The organism is Ruegeria atlantica, from assembly GCF_947495585.1.
Taxonomy (GTDB): Bacteria; Pseudomonadota; Alphaproteobacteria; order Rhodobacterales; family Rhodobacteraceae; genus Ruegeria; species Ruegeria atlantica_G.
Genome location: NZ_CANLZK010000007.1, coordinates 91,411 through 107,880, shown reverse-complemented (window position 1 = coordinate 107,880; position 16,470 = coordinate 91,411). Strand labels below are relative to the sequence as shown.

Here is a 16,470-nt window from a genome sequence, read left to right as displayed (position 1 = left end):
ACATATGTAAGGTTTGTAATGGTCGTGCTAATTTCCAGGGAAAATACCAAATCAGTTGATTTTCAATGCCTTTGACTACCGATTTGCCGGCAAAAACGTCCCTCGATGCATGATGATATCGAAGTGCTGCATGCCCTTTAGCAAATCGAAGCTGACCGAATGCCCGCCTTTGCGTAGGGCTTCTGCATAATCACGGCTTTGGCGGATGAATTCCGGCGTGTCCCGTTCCGCCACTGTCACGTGATAGCGAGGACCGGGGGGTGGCAGGTGCAGGATCGGGGACAGATCGTGCACTTCGACCGGGGTCAGCTGCAGTGGGTCATTCACCGAGGTCAGGCTGATCGGTTCCAGATCATAGACGCCGCTGATCAGGATAACATCGCGCACGCGCAATCCCGCGCGGGCCAACGCATCCGCCGAGGTCGCCATGACCATGGCCACCAGATGCGCGCCAGCACTATGCCCCGATAGGGTGATCCGCGACGGATCAAAGCCCAAATTGAACGCGTTCTCTGCCAGCCAAAGCAGGGCATCGCGGCATTCGTTGACCATTTGATCCAGCCGCGCATCCGGGGCCAACGTGTAATTCAACGTGGCAAAGGATTGCTCGGCCTCAAACAGTGCAGGGGCCATCATCGCCGATTCGCGCTGGCTGAGCGCTTGCCAATATCCGCCGTGAACAAAGACGTGCAGAGGCGCGCCTGCTCCTTTCGCGGGAAAGAAATCCAGCACGTGCGCCGGCGAATCGCCATAGGCGACGTTTTCCTTCACGTCCATCCTCGCCCGGTGCTGCGCGCTGAGTGCGGTATAGCTGTCTAGATAGGGTGTCAGATCGCCACCGATCATCGAACTAGGGGCGTATTCACGCTCCAGCTCATCCTGAGAGAACCCTCGATACAGCATCGCCTACTCCTGCCCCGCATACATCAATTCGGTGCGCACATCGTAGAGGTCGTGGAAGAAGCGTAAATCCAGGGCCTTGCGCAGAAAGGACACGCCGCTGGATCCACCCGTGCCGGGTTGGTTGCCGATGACACGTTCCACAGCCGTGACATGGTCAAAACGCCAGCGTTGGAACAGGGATTCGACGTCCATCAGCTTTTCGGCTAGCGCATAAAGATCCCAATAACGGTCCGTGTTGCGGAACACCTGCCCCCATATCTTCACCACGCGGTTGTCGCCGGAATAAGGCTGCGCATAGTCCCGGTTCAACAAGTCATCCGGCACATCGAAACCCTGACGGGACAACATGTGCAGCGCCTCGTCATACAGCGACGGTTTTGTCAGTGCGGCGTCTAGCATTGCCATCACTTCGGGATCATGTGCGTGAACCTTCAGGGTCGAGGCATCCTTGTTGCCCAAAATGAACTCAATCTGACGATAGCCGTAACTTTGAAAGCCCGAAGAACTACCAAGCGCCTCGCGGAAGGTCATGTAGTCGGCTGGCGTCATGGTCAGCAGCGTTTCCCAAGCCGAGATCAGTTGCCGCTGAATCGCCTTGACCCGGTCGAGGTTCTTCATCGCGGGGCCGAATTCATCCTGTTGCAGGAACCGGCGCACCTCGACCAGTTGGTGATGCATCAGTTTCAGCCACAGCTCGCTGACCTGATGGATGATGATGAACAGCATCTCATCCGGCTGCGCAGGGTCCTGAAACGTTTTTTGCAGGTTCAACAGGGTCTTGAGCTGCAGGAAGTCGCCATAGCTCTTGCGATGGGTTTCCGCAAAATCAGTGACCAGAGTGTCCTCGATCCCGCGTTCCAGATACCGGTCCTTGTCGCCCATGTGCTCCTCCAAACGCCCGAGTTCACCCCTGTTTAGGGTCTGACCCCGCGCAATTCCAGAGCGTTAAGTCCAGTCCAGAACAACTTTGCCGGACTGACCTGATTTCATCGCGTCAAAACCTGCGGCGAAATCGTCGACCTTCATCTGGTGCGTAATGACCCGGCTGACGTCCAGACCGTTCTGCAACATGGCGATCATCTTGTACCATGTTTCGAACATTTCACGCCCATAAACACCTTTGATGGTGATGGCCTTGAAGACGATACGGCTCCAATCAACTGGGGATTTTCCGGGGGGAATGCCCAGCAAGGCGATTTTACCGCCCATCACCAGCGCCTCGACCATCTGGTCCAGTGCAGCTTGCGAACCGGACATCTCCAAGCCAACGTCAAACCCCTGCTGCATTCCAAGCTCGGTGATGACGTCTTGCAGGTCTTCCTTGCTGACATCCACGGACCGCAGGGTGGGCACGACGTGTTCGGCCAGCTTTAGACGATCCGGGTTGATATCGGTTATCACCACATGCCGTGCGCCTGCATGCCGCGCGACAGCGGCTGCCATGATACCGATAGGGCCTGCGCCCGTGATCAGAACGTCTTCGCCCAGCAGGTCGAAGCTGAGCGCAGTATGAACGGCGTTGCCCAAAGGATCGAGAATGGCTCCGATTTCGTCAGGTACGTCTTCAGGCAAGGGTACCACGTTGAAGGCAGGAAGTTTCAAGTATTGGGCAAAGGCCCCCTGTTCATTCACACCAATGCCCCGTGTACCAGGATCCAGATGGAACTTGCCCGCGCGGCTTTGGCGACTGTCGGTTGTGATCAAATGACCTTCGCCAGAACAGCGCTGGCCGATCTCCAGACCGGTGACATTACGCCCGATTTCGACGATCTCACCCGCGAATTCGTGGCCCGTGATCATCGGGATCGGCACTGTGGCCGCAGCCCAGTCATCCCAGTTCCAGATATGAATATCCGTTCCGCAGATGCCGGTCTTGTTGATGCGGATCAGAACCTCGTCCGCGTCGATTTCGGGCACAGGGGCCTGCACCATCCACAGGCCTTCCTCGGGTTTGGATTTCTCCAAAGCTTTCATTGTGTTGGGGCGCATCAGATCACTCCCAGTTCTTTGCCGACCTTGCCAAAGGCGGACAGCGCACGGTCCAAATCGTCCTTTGTTAGAGCCGCATTCATCTGTGTTCTAATCCGTGCCTGACCACGTGGGACCACTGGGAAAAAGAAGCCCGAGACATAGACGCCTTCGTCGAACAGGCGCGACGCCATATCTTGCGCCAGCTGCGCCTCACCCAACATGACTGGAATGATCGGGTGTTCGCCTGGCAGGAGGTCAAAGCCCAGATTTTCCAATCCTGCACGCCAGTACTTCGCGTTGCCGAACAGTTGCGCGCGCAGCATGTCGCCCTCTTCGACCAGGCGGATTGCTTCCAATCCGGCGGCGACGATGGAGGGTGGCAGCGAGTTTGAGAACAGATAGGGCCGTGCCCGCTGCCGTAGCAGGTCGATCACTGGCTGCGGCCCGGCGATGTAACCGCCGATAGCCCCCCCAAGTGCCTTGCCCAAGGTTCCCGTCAGAATGTCCACGTCGACACCGAAGTGATCCGGCGTGCCCGCCCCGCTTGGCCCCATGAAGCCGGTGGCGTGGCAGTCATCCACCATGACGATCGCATCGTATTTGTCCGCCAGCTCGCGAATTTTTGGCAGGTTGGCCAGATAGCCATCCATTGAGAACACGCCATCGGTCGCGATCATGATGTGCCGAGCACCATCCTCGCGCGCTTGTTTCAACCAAGCCTCAAGATCGTTCATGTCATTGTTCATGTACCGATAGCGCTTGGCTTTGCACAACCGCACACCGTCGATGATCGAGGCGTGGTTCAGGCTGTCCGAGATGATGGCGTCTTCAGGCCCTAACAAGGGCTCAAAGAGGCCGCCGTTGGCATCGAAACAAGCTGCGAACAGGATCGAATCGTCCTTGTTCAGGAATTTGGCCAGCCTCTGTTCCAACTCACGGTGAATGTCCTGCGTACCGCAGATGAAGCGGACCGAAGCCATGCCGAACCCCTTGGGTTCCATCGCGCCTTTGGCGGCCTCTATCAGAGCAGGATGATCGGCCAGGCCAAGATAGTTGTTGGCGCACAAGTTGATGACCTTCCGGTCGCCCACCGTAATCTCACCGCCCTGAGGCGAGGTGATCATTCGTTCGCGCTTGTACAGACCCTCAGATTCGATCTGCGCGAGGGTGTCCGTAATGTGGGACAAGAATGCATCTGCCATGGCGGTCTCCGTTTATCTGAGTCGCATATCTAACATAGCGGACATAATTCCCAAATAGGGGAATGACAATATACGGGAAAAATTTCCGTGAATACGGATTTTGCAGGTGTCAGGCGTTTTTAACGATCAGGAAGACCCGCGCTGCCCCGTTAGCAACAATCGAATGCGCGACATCCGCCGCATAGCGTGCGGTATCACCCTTCTGCAGATCACTGACAGCCGTACCGGAGGTCACACGAACGGCACCTTCCAGCACGGTCAACTGCTCTCTGGCTCCACGGGCGTGAGGCTGGCTGTTTAGTGCGCCGTCTTTGTCAAACTCAATATCGTAGACCTCGTGACCACCGGCTTCCTCGGGCGGTGAAAGAATGCGAATCCGGCAGTTTTGGCCCATGTTGTCGATACTGGGCACCTCGGATTTCCTAAGGACTTCGATCTGGTTCGTGCTGTTCGCTTCCTCCAGAAGACCCGCGAAATCCACCTGTAGCGCACGGGTCAGGTTCCACAGGGTCGAGATCGTTGGGCTGCTTTCGCCCCGCTCGATCTGACTGACCATCGATCTGGATACGCCGCTAAGATTTGCCACGGCTTCAAGCGACAGGCCCTTGGCTCTGCGCGCCTCTTTCAGGCGTGCGGGCAGGCGTGTCAGGATATCATCTGGGTTTTCCGTCATGACGGAATCTCATGCGCGTTTGTCCGTCATATGTCAATTCTGCTTGTGACGGTACGTTCCATGGGACAGCCTGATGCCGCAGATGCATAGTGCCGTCAAATTCCGGAGGAGTAGAGACATGAAAGACATCGTGATTCTTGATGGTGCCCGCACCGCGATTGGTACGTTTGGCGGGGCGCTGGCATCAACCGCGCCGATTGATCTTGCGACCGTGGTGACAGAAGCGGCGATGGAACGTTCAGGGGTCGAACCGACCCAGATCGGCAGCGTTGTTTTTGGCCACGTGATCAACACCGAGCCACGCGATATGTACCTGTCGCGCGCCGCTGCAAAACAAGCGGGCATTCCGAACGAAACACCTGCGATGAATGTGAACCGCCTGTGCGGGTCCGGGGCGCAGGCGATTGTGTCCGCTGTGCAGTCTCTGATGTTGGGTGATGCAGAATTTGCCGTGGCTGGAGGTGCCGAAAGCATGTCGCGCAGCCCCTACATCGTTCCTCAGGCCCGCTGGGGTGCGAAGATGGGGGATGTTAAATCGCTCGATATGATGCTGGGTGCCCTGAATTGTCCCTTTGGCACCGGTCATATGGGTGTGACAGCCGAGAACGTGGCGGATGAACATCAGATCACGCGTGAGCAAATGGACGAATTTGCCCTTGCCAGCCAGACCCGTTCGGCAGCGGCGATTGGTGCCGGCTATTTTGAAAGCCAGATCGCGCCGGTTCAGGTCAAAGTCAAACGCGACATGGTCGATTTCACGGTCGACGAACACCCCAAGCAGACCTCGGCCGACGCGCTGGCAGGACTGCGCCCGGCGTTCAAGAAGGACGGTCGGGTGACTGCCGGTAACGCATCAGGGATCAACGACGGTGCAGCCGCGATGGTTCTGGCAACGGCAGAAGCTGCCGAAAAGGCTGGCTTGAAACCCAAGGCGCGCATTCTGGGATACGGTCACGCTGGTGTCCGTCCCGAGGTTATGGGGATCGGACCGGTTCCGGCTGTACAGAACCTGTTGGCGCGTACGGGCCTGTCGATCGAGGATTTCGATGTGATCGAAAGCAACGAGGCCTTCGCGTCGCAAGCCTTGGCCGTAAACAAAGAACTGGGGCTGGATGCAGCCAAGGTGAATCCGAACGGGGGGGCGATTGCTTTGGGGCACCCGGTGGGCGCTACAGGCGCGATCATCACCCTTAAGGCGTTGTACGAGCTGGAACGCATCGGCGGATCGAAGGGCCTGGTCACGATGTGCATTGGTGGCGGACAGGGTATCGCCATTGCCTTCGAGCGGATCTGATCCGGATCGGGCAGAGGGGGGGCTGTCTGCCCCCCATCGCGCTTGCGCGATTCGCCCCGAGGATATTTTGGCCAGATGAAGCTGACGGATATGCCTTAGGTGAAGGCTGTCAGGATCAGGACAATTGCGGCGCCAGCAGCGGCGCCGATGGTTGCTGGAAGAATGGCCGCCGATAGGCCTTTGTTTTGAGTGTCGTCCTTTTGCGTCTGCGCGATCAGCGCATTTTCCACCAAAGCGGGCAGGCGCGGGCCAAATCGGGCCAGCACCATGGCGGTTTTGCCAAAATCCCGTAGTGCTGCGCGGGGACCGATGGATTGCTTGATGTAATCTTCGACAACCGGGCGCGCGACTTCCCAGATGTTGATGCGCGAGTCCAGTGACCGCGCCACGCCTTCGACGACCACCATTGTCCGTTGCAGCAGGATCAGTTCCGTGCGGGTTTCCATGCCGAACCGTTCTGTCACCTCGAACAGGTAATTCAGTAGGCGTCCCATCGAAATATGAGTGGCATCCATGCCAAAGATAGGCTCTCCGACCGCGCGCAGGGCGCGGGCAAACTCGTCGACGTCCCTGTCGGCAGGGACATAGCCAGCTTCGAAATGCACTTCGGCCACGCGCTTGTAGTCGCGGCGAATAAAGCCAAAGAGAATCTCGGCATAAACCCGGCGGGTATATTCGTCGATATGACCCATGATGCCATAGTCGTAGGCAATGATGTCCCCATTTGCCGCGACCTTCAGGTTGCCCTGATGCATGTCAGCGTGGAAAAAACCGTCACGCAGCGCGTGCAACAGGAACAGGCGCAGCACACGTTCCGCCAGATCGCCGCGGTCGTGCCCCGCAGCATCCAGCGCGGTGTTGTCGCCCAGCGGAACGCCGTCGGCCCAGCTGAGCGTCATCACCCGGCGGGCAGACAGGGACCAGACGACCGGGGGCAGCCAGAAGCCTGCGTCGTACTTGGTGTTGGCCGCATATTCCGACGCGGCAGCGCTTTCCAGCCGCAGGTCGAGCTCGCCGCGGACCACGCCGTCGAAATGTTCGATCACCTCCATTGGGCGGAGGCGGCGCGCACCGGGGGCGAATAGCTGCACGATGCGAGCGGCGAAATAAAATGCGTCTACATCCTTGCGGAAGGCGCGTTCAATGTTTGGGCGCAGAACTTTGACGGCGACGTCTTCGCCGGTACTAACCAGCTTGGCCTTGTGGACCTGAGCAATCGAGGCCGCGGCAATGGGTTCACTGAACTCGCTGAATATTTCGGAAACCGGCTGGCCCAGTTCCTTTTCAACCTCGGCCATGGCTTCGGCTTTGGAGAATGGGGGAAGCTTGTCCTGCAGCACGCGCAATTGTTCGGCCAACTCATCCCCGACCACATCGGGACGGGTCGACAGTACCTGACCAAACTTGATGTATGCCGGTCCAAGCGCCGTCAGCGCCCTTGTGGCGGGGGGCATGTCAGGATCGCCTTTGTAACCCAGCCATTGGAACGGTTTTCCCAAAGCATGCGCCAGAAACCGCAGTGCGCGCGGAGCCTCGAACGCGTCAAGCACAACGTTCATGGCGCCTGTGCGCTCAAGAGTGGCGCCTGTGCGGATCAGGCGAATGATGTTGTGTGGTCCGCGCATCAGATTTTCCAGCCGGAATGCAGCGCGGCGATGCCCATGCTCAGGTTGCGGTACTTGGCATTTTCAAATCCGGCCGCACGGACCATGCCCAGAAACGTTTCCTGATCCGGGAAATTGCGGATCGATTCGACCAAGTATTGATAGCTGTCGTAGTCATTAGCGATGAGTTTCCCCATGCGCGGGATGACGTTGAAGCTGTAAAGATCGTAGAGCTTTTGCAGCCCGTCATTGGGCAATTGGCTGAATTCCAGCACCATCAGGCGGCCTCCGGGTTTCAACACACGGAATGCTTCGTTCAGGGCCTCTTGCGGGCGGGTCACGTTCCGGATGCCAAACGAGATGGTGTAGACGTCGAATGTGTTGTCGTCGAAGGGCAGAGCCATCGCGTCGCCGACCACCCAGTTCAGGCTGTCGGCCATCTGGTCGGCCTCGGCACGCTGTCGGCCTTCGGCCAGCATCGGTTCGGTCAGGTCCAGCACGGTAGCATGGCCATAGCCCGCGCGTTTCAAAAAGCGGAACGAGATATCTCCGGTGCCACCTGCGACATCCAGCAGGCGCTGGCCTGGGCGCGGCGCAAGCCAGTCCATCATCGCGTCTTTCCAGACCCTGTGAATGCCCATCGACATGACATCGTTCATCACGTCATATTTCGAGGCGACCGAGTTAAACACGCCCTGTACACGCCCGGCCTTTTCAGCCTCACGTACGGTTTCGAACCCAAAATGAGTGGTCTTGTCGCTGTTGTCGGACATTAGCCTTGCCGTTTTTCGAATTTCGCCTCTGTTATAGGGCTCTGGAACCGGGGCACAATGCGGCCCTTTGGAATAGGAGCCGTGTAATGCCGGAATTGCCCGAGGTCGAGACAGTAAGACGCGGCCTGAGCCCAGCGATGGAAGGCGTAGTGATCAACCGGGCAGATGTGAATCGCCCCAATCTGCGCTGGCCTTTCCCTGAACGGATGGCCGAGCGGTTGACCGGGCAGACGGTTCAAAAATTGCGTCGTCGGTCGAAATACATCCTTGCCGATCTCAGCAGTGGTGAAACCTTGTTGATCCATTTGGGCATGTCAGGCCGGATGACCGTATCCGGCGATCCGCTTGGACAATTCGTGCATGAACATCCGATAACCCAAAAACATGACCATGTGGTCTTTCACATGGCCAATGGCGCACGTGTCACGTTCAACGATCCGCGCCGGTTTGGTGCGATGGACCTGTTGCAGACAGCAACTGCGGACGATCACAAGCTGCTGTCTGTCCTCGGGCCTGAACCCTTGGGTAATGATTTTCACGAACAACATCTGATCGACGCGTTTCGGGGAAAGAACACTCCGATCAAATCGGCGCTGCTGGATCAGGGAATCGTTGCCGGCCTGGGCAATATCTACGTGTGCGAGGCGCTATTTCGAGCCGGAGTGTCGCCACGTCGCAAAGCCGGCCAAATTTCTGCGACCCGAGTCGCAGCACTTGTTCCCATCATCAGGAAGGTATTGCAGGACGCCATCGAAGCAGGTGGATCTTCCCTACGCGATTTCCGTCAAGCCAATGGAGAACTTGGATATTTTCAGCACGGCTTTGACGTTTATGGCCGTGAAGGAGAACCCTGCAGAACTGACGGTTGTGGGGCTCCAATCAAAAGAATCACCCAGTCCGGTCGCTCATCCTTCTACTGTGCGCAATGCCAAAGATAGCTTGATCCAGCGAATGCGCGTGGTAAGGAATCGTACCTGAACGGAACAACCGGAAGCTTTCACCTCATGGCTTTTGAGACGATCATCGTCGAAATCGAAGACCACGTCGCCCTTATCAAGCTCGACAGGCCCGATGCGCTGAACGCGCTGAACTCACAACTGGCGCAGGAATTGTGCTCGGCATTGGAAGATGCGGATAGCAACGACAAAGTGCGCTGCATCGTCATCACCGGGTCGGATAAGGCGTTCGCTGCGGGCGCGGACATCAAGGAAATGTCCGAGATGAGCTTTGTGGATGTCTACAGCTCGAACCTTTTTGGTGCTCTGAACGACCGCGTGTGCGCGATCCGCAAGCCCATCATCGCTGCCGTTGCGGGCTATGCGCTGGGCGGCGGGTGCGAACTTGCGATGCTGTGCGATTTCATCATCGCTGCGGACACAGCCAAGTTCGGCCAGCCCGAGATCAACCTTGGCGTCATTGCCGGGCTTGGGGGCAGCCAGCGCCTGACGCGGTTTGTCGGCAAGTCCAAATCCATGGACATGAACCTGACCGGCCGTTTCATGGATGCAGAAGAAGCTGAACGTGCTGGCCTTGTCAGCCGCGTCGTTCCCGCCAAGAAGCTGATGGATGAGGCGATGGGCGCAGCCCAGAAGATTGCCGAGAAATCCCAACTGTCCGCTATGGCAGCCAAGGAGTCGGTAAACCGCAGCTATGAGCTGCCGCTGAGCGAAGGCATGCTGTTCGAGCGCCGCGTGTTCCATTCAATGTTCGCGACCGAAGATCAGAAAGAAGGCATGGCCGCGTTCCTGGAAAAACGCGCCGCGCAATTCCGCGACAAGTAAGCGGTGCCCTGATCAAATCGAAACCGGCGGGCCTTTGCCCGCCTTTTTCATACCGGCTATGCGCATCAAAAGAATCGGCTTGGCAAACACGGCCAACTTGGGTAGTAACCGCCACCATACATGCGCGTGCGGCCCGCTTGGCCCGACTCACACTCGTGATTTCTGATCCGGTGCGGATTTTCCGTGGCGCGCAACCCTAGACAACGTACCGAACCAAAGGTCAGAGACACACATGGCTAATTCGCCCCAAGCAAAAAAACGCGCTCGTCAGAACGAGAGCCGTTTCGCAATCAACAAAGCACGTCGCTCGCGCATCCGTACCTACCTGCGTAAGGTAGAAGAAGCGATCGCATCCGGCGACAAGGACGCTGCAACCGCAGCACTGCGCGCAGCTCAGCCTGAACTGATGCGCGGCGTCACAAAAGGCGTTTTCCACAAGAACACAGCGTCGCGTAAAATGTCGCGTCTGTCGGCTCGTGTAAAAGCGCTGGGCTAAGGCCCGGGTTGACCTTGGGTCAACCAAACAAGGTGAAATGATAGAAAATGCGCCGCGTCCTGCGGCGCTTTTTTTTTGCTGTTGCCGGAAAGCCGCGCCTTCACAAACCCGAGAGATTCTTTCGGCGAAAGATACGAGTCAATATCAGAGTTTCGTTGCCGGATGCCTTGGCCTCTTGCTACCACTGTTACAGCGATTCACTCGCTTGGGGGGACAGGCTGTTCCAGCGACTAGACTGACGGGCATCAGGACGGTCAGGAACGAATGTTGGCAACTGGTTTGCTAATCTGCTGCGGTCCTTGGGTCACCAGGGAACCAAGCCCTGTCGAATATGAGATTGCGTTGCGCAACCTTGTTTTCAGGGCGTTCCGGGCATGGAGCGCTGGCAAATTGGGATGTGCGGACTTTCTAAAACACACCCGCCAAACTTCTGCGGTTTGGCGTAGGTTACCCCTTTGCGTGTGAAAGCTTAATCTGGGCAACCGGAAAATAGCAATAAGGCCGACAGGCCAATAAAGAATGGGATGCGTGAGGCGCTTAATGACACAAGAGAAATGGGGACTACTACGTAACAAGTTGCTCAAGGCTATCGGAAAAAACAACTACACGACCTGGATCGAACCTCTTGAATTCCAAGAGTTGCAGGACGGCGTAGCGGTGTTTTCCGTGCCGACAAACTTCATGGGCAACTATGTCAGTCAGAACTTTGCGGATCTCATATTGTATGAGATGAACACCGCAGGGGAAACGGTTCAACGACTGGCCTTTCGCGTCGCTGCCAACTCACCGACGCGCCCTAAGGTAGACACCGAATCCGAGCCGACAGTTGTGCGGGATGCACCTGTTGCGCCGCAGATGGAAGCCGCGAATGGCGCATTTGAGTCCTTGCAGGCCGCGCCGCTGGATTCCCGCTTTACCTTCGACAGTTTTGTTGTCGGAAAACCCAACGAACTGGCCCATGCCGCGGCGCGTCGTGTGTCAGAAGGTGGTCCTGTGACCTTCAACCCGCTGGTTCTTTACGGTGGCGTTGGTCTGGGTAAAACGCACTTGATGCACGCCATTGCATGGGAGTTGAAAACAAAGCACCCCGAGTTGAACGTGCTCTATTTGTCGGCGGAACAGTTCATGTACCGCTTTGTGCAGGCCCTGCGCGAACGCCGGATGATGGACTTCAAACATCTGTTCCGGTCAGTTGATGTGTTGATGGTGGACGATGTGCAGTTCATCGCCGGCAAAGATTCGACACAGGAAGAGTTCTTCCACACCTTCAATGCTCTGGTGGACCAGAACAAACAGATCATCATCTCGGCCGACCGCGCCCCGGGTGAGATCAAGGACCTTGAGGATCGGGTGAAGTCCCGTCTGCAATGTGGTCTGGTGGTCGATCTGCACCCAACCGACTATGAACTGCGCCTGGGAATCCTGCAAAACAAGGTGCAGCAATACAGCAGCACATATCCCGACCTGACAATTGCCGATGGCGTTCTGGAATTCCTGGCGCACCGGATCTCGACCAATGTTCGCGTTCTGGAGGGTGCCCTGACCCGCCTGTTCGCTTTTGCCTCGTTGGTGGGACGTGAGATCGACATGGAGCTGACGCAGGACTGTCTGGCCGATGTGTTGCGCGCATCCGAGCGCAAGATCACTGTCGAAGAGATTCAGCGCAAGGTTTCGGACTATTACAACATCCGCCTGTCCGACATCATTGGACCTAAACGCCTGCGGTCTTATGCCCGCCCGCGTCAGGTTGCGATGTATCTGTGCAAGCGACTAACCAGCCGATCCCTGCCGGAAATCGGGCGCCGCTTCGGAGGACGTGACCACACGACAGTCATGCACGGCGTAAAACGCATCGAAGAGTTGAAAACCACAGACGGCCAGATTGCCGAAGATGTGGAAATGCTGCGGCGCGCGCTGGAAGCTTGAGCTCCTACCCATATCACTTGAGAAACGCCCCGGACCCTCACGCTCGGGGCGTTTTCTTGTGCGCTATTTTCCACGGTTGGAAATGAACTGTGCCCACTGGGCCACGCGGCCCTTGACGCTTTGGGCAATCCGACCGAGAAATCCATAAAAAATCCTTGTGCCTCAGGGCGGAACCGCTAACGTGCCAGTCCCGCCCATTTCGGCACGCAAGTCAGAGGAATTAAGGGTATGAAGATCAGCATCGAACGCGGCACCCTTCTCAAGGCCGTTTCCCAGGCCCAATCTGTTGTCGAACGTCGCAACACCATTCCCATACTTGCCAACGTTTTGATCGAAGCCGAGGGTGATCAGGCGATGTTCCGGGCGACCGATCTGGATATCGAAGTTGTCGACAAGGCGCCTGCGCAGGTCGAAAAAGCCGGGGCCACAACGGTCGCCGCGACGACGTTGCACGAGATCGTGCGCAAATTGCCCGATGGGGCGTTGGTGACACTGACCGCCGACAGCGCCGCAGGTCGTCTGACGGTTGAAGCAGGCCGGTCGAATTTCTCATTGGCGACGCTGCCGAAGGAAGACTTCCCTGTGATGGCGTCTTCGGAATACCAGTCGAACTTTACCGCCTCGGCAGCCTTGCTGCGCCGGTTGTTCGATAAGTCGAAATTCGCCATCTCGACCGAAGAGACGCGGTACTATCTGAACGGCGTCTATATGCATGTGGCCGACGGGTCCGAAGGCGGCAAGGTGCTGCGTTGTGTGGCCACCGATGGCCACCGCCTGGCGCGCATCGACGCGGATCTGCCGGATGGCGCTGCAGACATGCCCGGTGTGATTGTGCCGCGCAAAACCGTAGGCGAAATGCGCAAGCTGCTGGACGACGATGAGATGGATATCGCCGTGTCGGTCAGTGAAACGAAAGTGCGCTTTGCAACCCCGGACATAACGCTGACCTCAAAAGTGATCGACGGGACCTTCCCGGATTACACACGTGTGATTCCGCAGGGCAATACGCGCCAGCTGGAAGTCGATGCGGCCGAGTTCGCAAAGGCGGTAGACCGGGTTGCAACCGTGTCCTCTGAGCGGTCTCGAGCGGTAAAGCTGCAGCTGGATACAGATAAACTGGTGCTTTCCGTCAACGCCCCGGATAGCGGCGCGGCCGAGGAAGAACTGGCCGTGGCCTATGGCGACGAGCGGCTGGAGATCGGGTTCAACGCCAAGTACCTGCTGGAAATCGCCTCTCAGGTGGATCGTGAGAACGCTGTGTTCCTGTTCAATTCAGCGGCTGATCCGACCCTGATGCGCGAAGGCAATGATCTGAGCGCGGTATACGTCGTCATGCCGATGCGCGTCTGATCGCACGGACGTGCGATGCCTCCGGCGGGAGAGATTTTGAAAAGATGAAGGGAGGGGTCATGGGTTTGGCCCTGACCGAGCTTACCGTCTCGCATTTTCGGTCCCACAAGCTGGCGCGACTATCTTTGGATGGTCGGCCTGTTGCGATTCACGGACCGAACGGGGCGGGCAAGACCAACATCCTGGAAGCGGTGTCCCTGTTTTCCCCCGGTCGCGGAATGCGGCGGGCCAGCGCGGCCGAGATGACCCGACGCCCCGAGGCGCTGGGTTGGAAACTGTCCGGGTTGCTGCAGGCGCAGGGGCGACAATACGAGATAGAAACCTGGTCCGAGGGCGGTGTCGCGCGGCAGGTTCGCATTGATGGCAAGGCGTCCAGCCAGATTGATCTGGGCAAGCTGGCGCGAATTGTCTGGTTGATCCCGTCGATGGACCGGATTTGGATCGAGGGGGCCGAAGGGCGTCGGCGTTTTCTGGACCGGATCGCGCTGAGTTTCGACCCCGCCCATGCTGAAGCATCTTTGACCTATGAAAAGTCCATGCGCGAACGGAACCGTCTGCTGAAAGAGCAGGTGCGCGATGCGCATTGGTATGCAGCACTTGAAGCGCAGATGGCGGAGACGGGGTATCGTATTCACGCTGCGCGGCTTTCGGCGCTTGATCATCTGCGCGCGGCGCAGGATCAGGCGGAAACTGCGTTTCCATCTGCGGAATTGGAGCTGGTACAGACTGAAGGTGCGATGCCGGAAACGGAAGCGGATCTGCGCGAAGCGCTAAGTGAAAGCCGGTTCCGCGATCTGGCGGCCGGGCGGACGCTGGTGGGTCCGCATCGGTCGGACGTGTACGGGGTGTTCGCTGCCAAGGGCGTTCCGGCCAAAGATTGCTCGACGGGTGAGCAGAAGGCTTTATTGGTCTCATTGATCCTGTCGAACGCACGAGCCTTGGCGAGTATGATCGGCGCGCCCCCGATCGTGTTGTTGGACGAGGTGGCGGCGCATCTGGACGCGGATCGGCGCGCGGCGCTGTATGATGAGATTTATGCGCTGGGCGCTCAGGCCTGGATGACGGGCACCGGGCCTGAGCTGTTTGCGGAACTGGGCGACCGGGCCCAAACGTTGATCGTGAGTGATGGCTTTGAGGGCTCGGTCGTGTCCGCTTAGGCCGGCTCGCCGACCTTACGTTCCCACAGGAAGCCGCGCATGACTTCGTCGACCGGGGTTTTTGCCATGTGGTTCACGTAGTTCGACATGGTTTTTTGCGCCAGGCCGAGAACCACATCCAAAACAGCGCGGTGAGAGTAGCCCGCATCAAAGAATGCCTGCAGCTGTGCTTCGGTCGGGTTGCCGCGGGTTTCCATCATTTGCAGGGTGAAGGTGCGCAGTGCTTCAAGCTTGGCCGAAGGTAGCCGGGTTTCATTGCGCAGGGCTTCGGTGATTTCGTCGGAAACCTTCATCATTTTGGCGATGCCGGTATGAGCGGGCACGCAATAGTGGCATTCGTTCTCCACATTTATGGTCTGCCAGACGACGGTTTTCTCATCATTGTCGAAATCGGTCTGCATGAACAGGCCATGCAGCACCTGATAGCCTTCCAGATGCTGGGGGCTTTCGGCCATGACCTTGTGCAGGCCGGGCAGGCGGCCAAAAGCGGCTTGCGATTTTTCCAGCAGCGGTTTGGACCCTTCGGGGGCGGATTCGAGATCATGTGACGGGAAATTGGCCATATCGGAACTCCTTTTCTGGCGCGTTCAGGCAGAAATAGTCTTTCTTGAGCGATCACTCAAGTATATATTTGAGCAATCGTTCAAGAATTGGTGAAGGTGATGCCTCGCAAACCCGAATATGTCCGTGATGACCTGATTGCCCGGGCCAGGGATATCTTCTGGCGTCAGGGTTGGGCTGGCACATCCCTGAAAGACCTTGAGCGCGAGTTGAAGTTGAAACCCGGCAGTTTCTATGCGGCATTTGGGTCCAAGGATGCACTTTACGGGCTGGCGTTGGACCGCTACGCGCAAGAGGGTGTGGCGCGGCTGAGGGCATTGGCTGACCGGGTAGGTCCGCTCGAGGCTTTAAAGGCGCAGCCGAATTTGGTTATCGAGTCAAGCGGAGCGCCCGCGAAGGCTTGTATGTTGGCCAAGACCTACGCTGAATTGCAGGCCAAGGATCACGAGCTCGCCGGTCGGGCGGGTGTTCTCATGTCCGAGATGAAGGCCTGCTTTGCAGATCTGTTCCGTCAGGCGCAAGAGGCCGGGGATATTGCCCCAAGCCACGATCCGAACCGACTGGCGACGCGTTATCAATCTGACCTTTTGGGGCTGCGTTTGTCGGCCGAGCGCAGTGATGTCGACGCCCATGAAATCGCAGCGGATATAGCGGCCGATATCGACCGTTTGTAGGGATTCGGCAGTCAGCTGCAGAAAGAAACTAAATCACGCAAGACCGACACAAAATGTTGGGGTAGCGCGTGACAATCCCCCCCAGAAAACGTATAAGTTACCAAA

16 protein-coding genes are annotated in these 16,470 nt (G+C 57.7%); 8 read left to right on the top strand and 8 right to left on the bottom strand.

Annotated elements, in window-relative coordinates; all coding sequences use genetic code 11:
* Positions 1-75 precede the first annotated feature (75 nt).
* The 5 genes from QMP16_RS13575 to QMP16_RS13555 all read right to left on the bottom strand — a co-directional run bounded on the left by QMP16_RS13575 (position 76) and on the right by QMP16_RS13555 (position 4,749).
* Entirely contained in the window at positions 76-903 is an 828-nt protein-coding gene (locus tag QMP16_RS13575; protein ID WP_282152817.1) for an alpha/beta hydrolase, read from the bottom strand.
* Positions 904-906: 3 nt separating this feature from the next.
* Complete coding sequence (locus QMP16_RS13570; protein ID WP_282152816.1) at positions 907-1,785, bottom strand: tryptophan 2,3-dioxygenase; 879 nt, start codon at positions 1,783-1,785, stop codon at positions 907-909.
* Positions 1,786-1,848: 63 nt separating this feature from the next.
* Positions 1,849-2,877, bottom strand: a complete 1,029-nt coding sequence (tdh, locus tag QMP16_RS13565) for an L-threonine 3-dehydrogenase (protein ID WP_282152898.1) — start codon at positions 2,875-2,877, stop codon at positions 1,849-1,851.
* Between the two features lie 14 nt (positions 2,878-2,891).
* On the bottom strand, positions 2,892-4,076 hold the full coding sequence (locus tag QMP16_RS13560) for a glycine C-acetyltransferase (RefSeq protein ID WP_282152815.1): 1,185 nt from the start codon (positions 4,074-4,076) through the stop codon (positions 2,892-2,894).
* Positions 4,077-4,185: 109 nt separating this feature from the next.
* Complete coding sequence (locus QMP16_RS13555) at positions 4,186-4,749, bottom strand: helix-turn-helix domain-containing protein (protein ID WP_058272976.1); 564 nt, start codon at positions 4,747-4,749, stop codon at positions 4,186-4,188.
* Between the two features lie 118 nt (positions 4,750-4,867).
* On the opposite strand from QMP16_RS13555, the gene QMP16_RS13550 reads away from it, so the two are divergent.
* Positions 4,868-6,043 carry an acetyl-CoA C-acyltransferase family protein gene (locus tag QMP16_RS13550; protein WP_282152814.1) on the top strand — a complete coding sequence of 392 codons (1,176 nt, stop codon included), beginning with the start codon at positions 4,868-4,870 and terminating at the stop codon, positions 6,041-6,043.
* 95 nt (positions 6,044-6,138) lie between these two features.
* On the opposite strand, the gene ubiB is transcribed toward QMP16_RS13550, so the two are convergent.
* Positions 6,139-7,668, bottom strand: a complete 1,530-nt coding sequence (gene ubiB / locus QMP16_RS13545; protein ID WP_282152813.1) for a 2-polyprenylphenol 6-hydroxylase — start codon at positions 7,666-7,668, stop codon at positions 6,139-6,141.
* Positions 7,668-8,420, bottom strand: coding sequence for a bifunctional demethylmenaquinone methyltransferase/2-methoxy-6-polyprenyl-1,4-benzoquinol methylase UbiE (gene ubiE / locus QMP16_RS13540; RefSeq protein ID WP_282152812.1), 753 nt, complete (start codon positions 8,418-8,420; stop codon positions 7,668-7,670). Before ubiE ends, ubiB begins: the two co-directional genes overlap by 1 nt.
* 86 nt (positions 8,421-8,506) lie before the next feature.
* On the opposite strand from ubiE, the gene mutM reads away from it, so the two are divergent.
* The 6 genes from mutM to recF all read left to right on the top strand — a co-directional run bounded on the left by mutM (position 8,507) and on the right by recF (position 15,130).
* Entirely contained in the window at positions 8,507-9,358 is an 852-nt protein-coding gene (gene mutM, locus QMP16_RS13535) for a bifunctional DNA-formamidopyrimidine glycosylase/DNA-(apurinic or apyrimidinic site) lyase (RefSeq protein WP_282152811.1), read from the top strand.
* Positions 9,359-9,424: 66 nt separating this feature from the next.
* Positions 9,425-10,201 carry an enoyl-CoA hydratase gene (locus QMP16_RS13530; RefSeq protein WP_058276503.1) on the top strand — a complete coding sequence of 259 codons (777 nt, stop codon included), beginning with the start codon at positions 9,425-9,427 and terminating at the stop codon, positions 10,199-10,201.
* A gap of 232 nt (positions 10,202-10,433) precedes the next feature.
* Positions 10,434-10,697 carry a 30S ribosomal protein S20 gene (rpsT, locus tag QMP16_RS13525; protein ID WP_058272970.1) on the top strand — a complete coding sequence of 88 codons (264 nt, stop codon included), beginning with the start codon at positions 10,434-10,436 and terminating at the stop codon, positions 10,695-10,697.
* A gap of 540 nt (positions 10,698-11,237) precedes the next feature.
* On the top strand, positions 11,238-12,623 hold the full coding sequence (gene dnaA / locus QMP16_RS13520; protein WP_282152810.1) for a chromosomal replication initiator protein DnaA: 1,386 nt from the start codon (positions 11,238-11,240) through the stop codon (positions 12,621-12,623).
* A 228-nt stretch (positions 12,624-12,851) separates the two neighbouring features.
* Positions 12,852-13,973, top strand: coding sequence for a DNA polymerase III subunit beta (gene dnaN / locus QMP16_RS13515; RefSeq protein ID WP_113789128.1), 1,122 nt, complete (start codon positions 12,852-12,854; stop codon positions 13,971-13,973).
* A 59-nt stretch (positions 13,974-14,032) separates the two neighbouring features.
* Positions 14,033-15,130, top strand: a complete 1,098-nt coding sequence (gene recF, locus QMP16_RS13510; protein WP_282152809.1) for a DNA replication/repair protein RecF — start codon at positions 14,033-14,035, stop codon at positions 15,128-15,130.
* Here recF and QMP16_RS13505 read toward each other — a convergent pair.
* The gene (locus QMP16_RS13505) at positions 15,127-15,693 is read right to left on the bottom strand and encodes a carboxymuconolactone decarboxylase family protein (protein ID WP_282152808.1); all 567 of its coding nucleotides are present in this window, start codon (positions 15,691-15,693) and stop codon (positions 15,127-15,129) included. The two genes, recF and QMP16_RS13505, sit on opposite strands and share 4 nt — an antisense overlap.
* Before the next feature lie 99 nt (positions 15,694-15,792).
* Here QMP16_RS13505 and QMP16_RS13500 point away from each other — a divergent pair, with 99 nt between their 5' ends.
* Positions 15,793-16,365 carry a TetR/AcrR family transcriptional regulator gene (locus QMP16_RS13500; RefSeq protein ID WP_282152807.1) on the top strand — a complete coding sequence of 191 codons (573 nt, stop codon included), beginning with the start codon at positions 15,793-15,795 and terminating at the stop codon, positions 16,363-16,365.
* Positions 16,366-16,470 lie beyond the last annotated feature (105 nt).

Coding starts and splice junctions, on each gene's coding strand:
- QMP16_RS13575 (WP_282152817.1), bottom strand. CDS start 903: ATGCTGTATCGAGGGTTCTCTCAGGATGAGCTGGAGCGTGAATACGCC.
- QMP16_RS13570 (WP_282152816.1), bottom strand. CDS start 1,785: ATGGGCGACAAGGACCGGTATCTGGAACGCGGGATCGAGGACACTCTG.
- tdh (WP_282152898.1), bottom strand. CDS start 2,877: ATGAAAGCTTTGGAGAAATCCAAACCCGAGGAAGGCCTGTGGATGGTG.
- QMP16_RS13560 (WP_282152815.1), bottom strand. CDS start 4,076: ATGGCAGATGCATTCTTGTCCCACATTACGGACACCCTCGCGCAGATC.
- QMP16_RS13555 (WP_058272976.1), bottom strand. CDS start 4,749: ATGACGGAAAACCCAGATGATATCCTGACACGCCTGCCCGCACGCCTG.
- QMP16_RS13550 (WP_282152814.1), top strand. CDS start 4,868: ATGAAAGACATCGTGATTCTTGATGGTGCCCGCACCGCGATTGGTACG.
- ubiB (WP_282152813.1), bottom strand. CDS start 7,668: ATGCGCGGACCACACAACATCATTCGCCTGATCCGCACAGGCGCCACT.
- ubiE (WP_282152812.1), bottom strand. CDS start 8,420: ATGTCCGACAACAGCGACAAGACCACTCATTTTGGGTTCGAAACCGTA.
- mutM (WP_282152811.1), top strand. CDS start 8,507: ATGCCGGAATTGCCCGAGGTCGAGACAGTAAGACGCGGCCTGAGCCCA.
- QMP16_RS13530 (WP_058276503.1), top strand. CDS start 9,425: ATGGCTTTTGAGACGATCATCGTCGAAATCGAAGACCACGTCGCCCTT.
- rpsT (WP_058272970.1), top strand. CDS start 10,434: ATGGCTAATTCGCCCCAAGCAAAAAAACGCGCTCGTCAGAACGAGAGC.
- dnaA (WP_282152810.1), top strand. CDS start 11,238: ATGACACAAGAGAAATGGGGACTACTACGTAACAAGTTGCTCAAGGCT.
- dnaN (WP_113789128.1), top strand. CDS start 12,852: ATGAAGATCAGCATCGAACGCGGCACCCTTCTCAAGGCCGTTTCCCAG.
- recF (WP_282152809.1), top strand. CDS start 14,033: ATGGGTTTGGCCCTGACCGAGCTTACCGTCTCGCATTTTCGGTCCCAC.
- QMP16_RS13505 (WP_282152808.1), bottom strand. CDS start 15,693: ATGGCCAATTTCCCGTCACATGATCTCGAATCCGCCCCCGAAGGGTCC.
- QMP16_RS13500 (WP_282152807.1), top strand. CDS start 15,793: ATGCCTCGCAAACCCGAATATGTCCGTGATGACCTGATTGCCCGGGCC.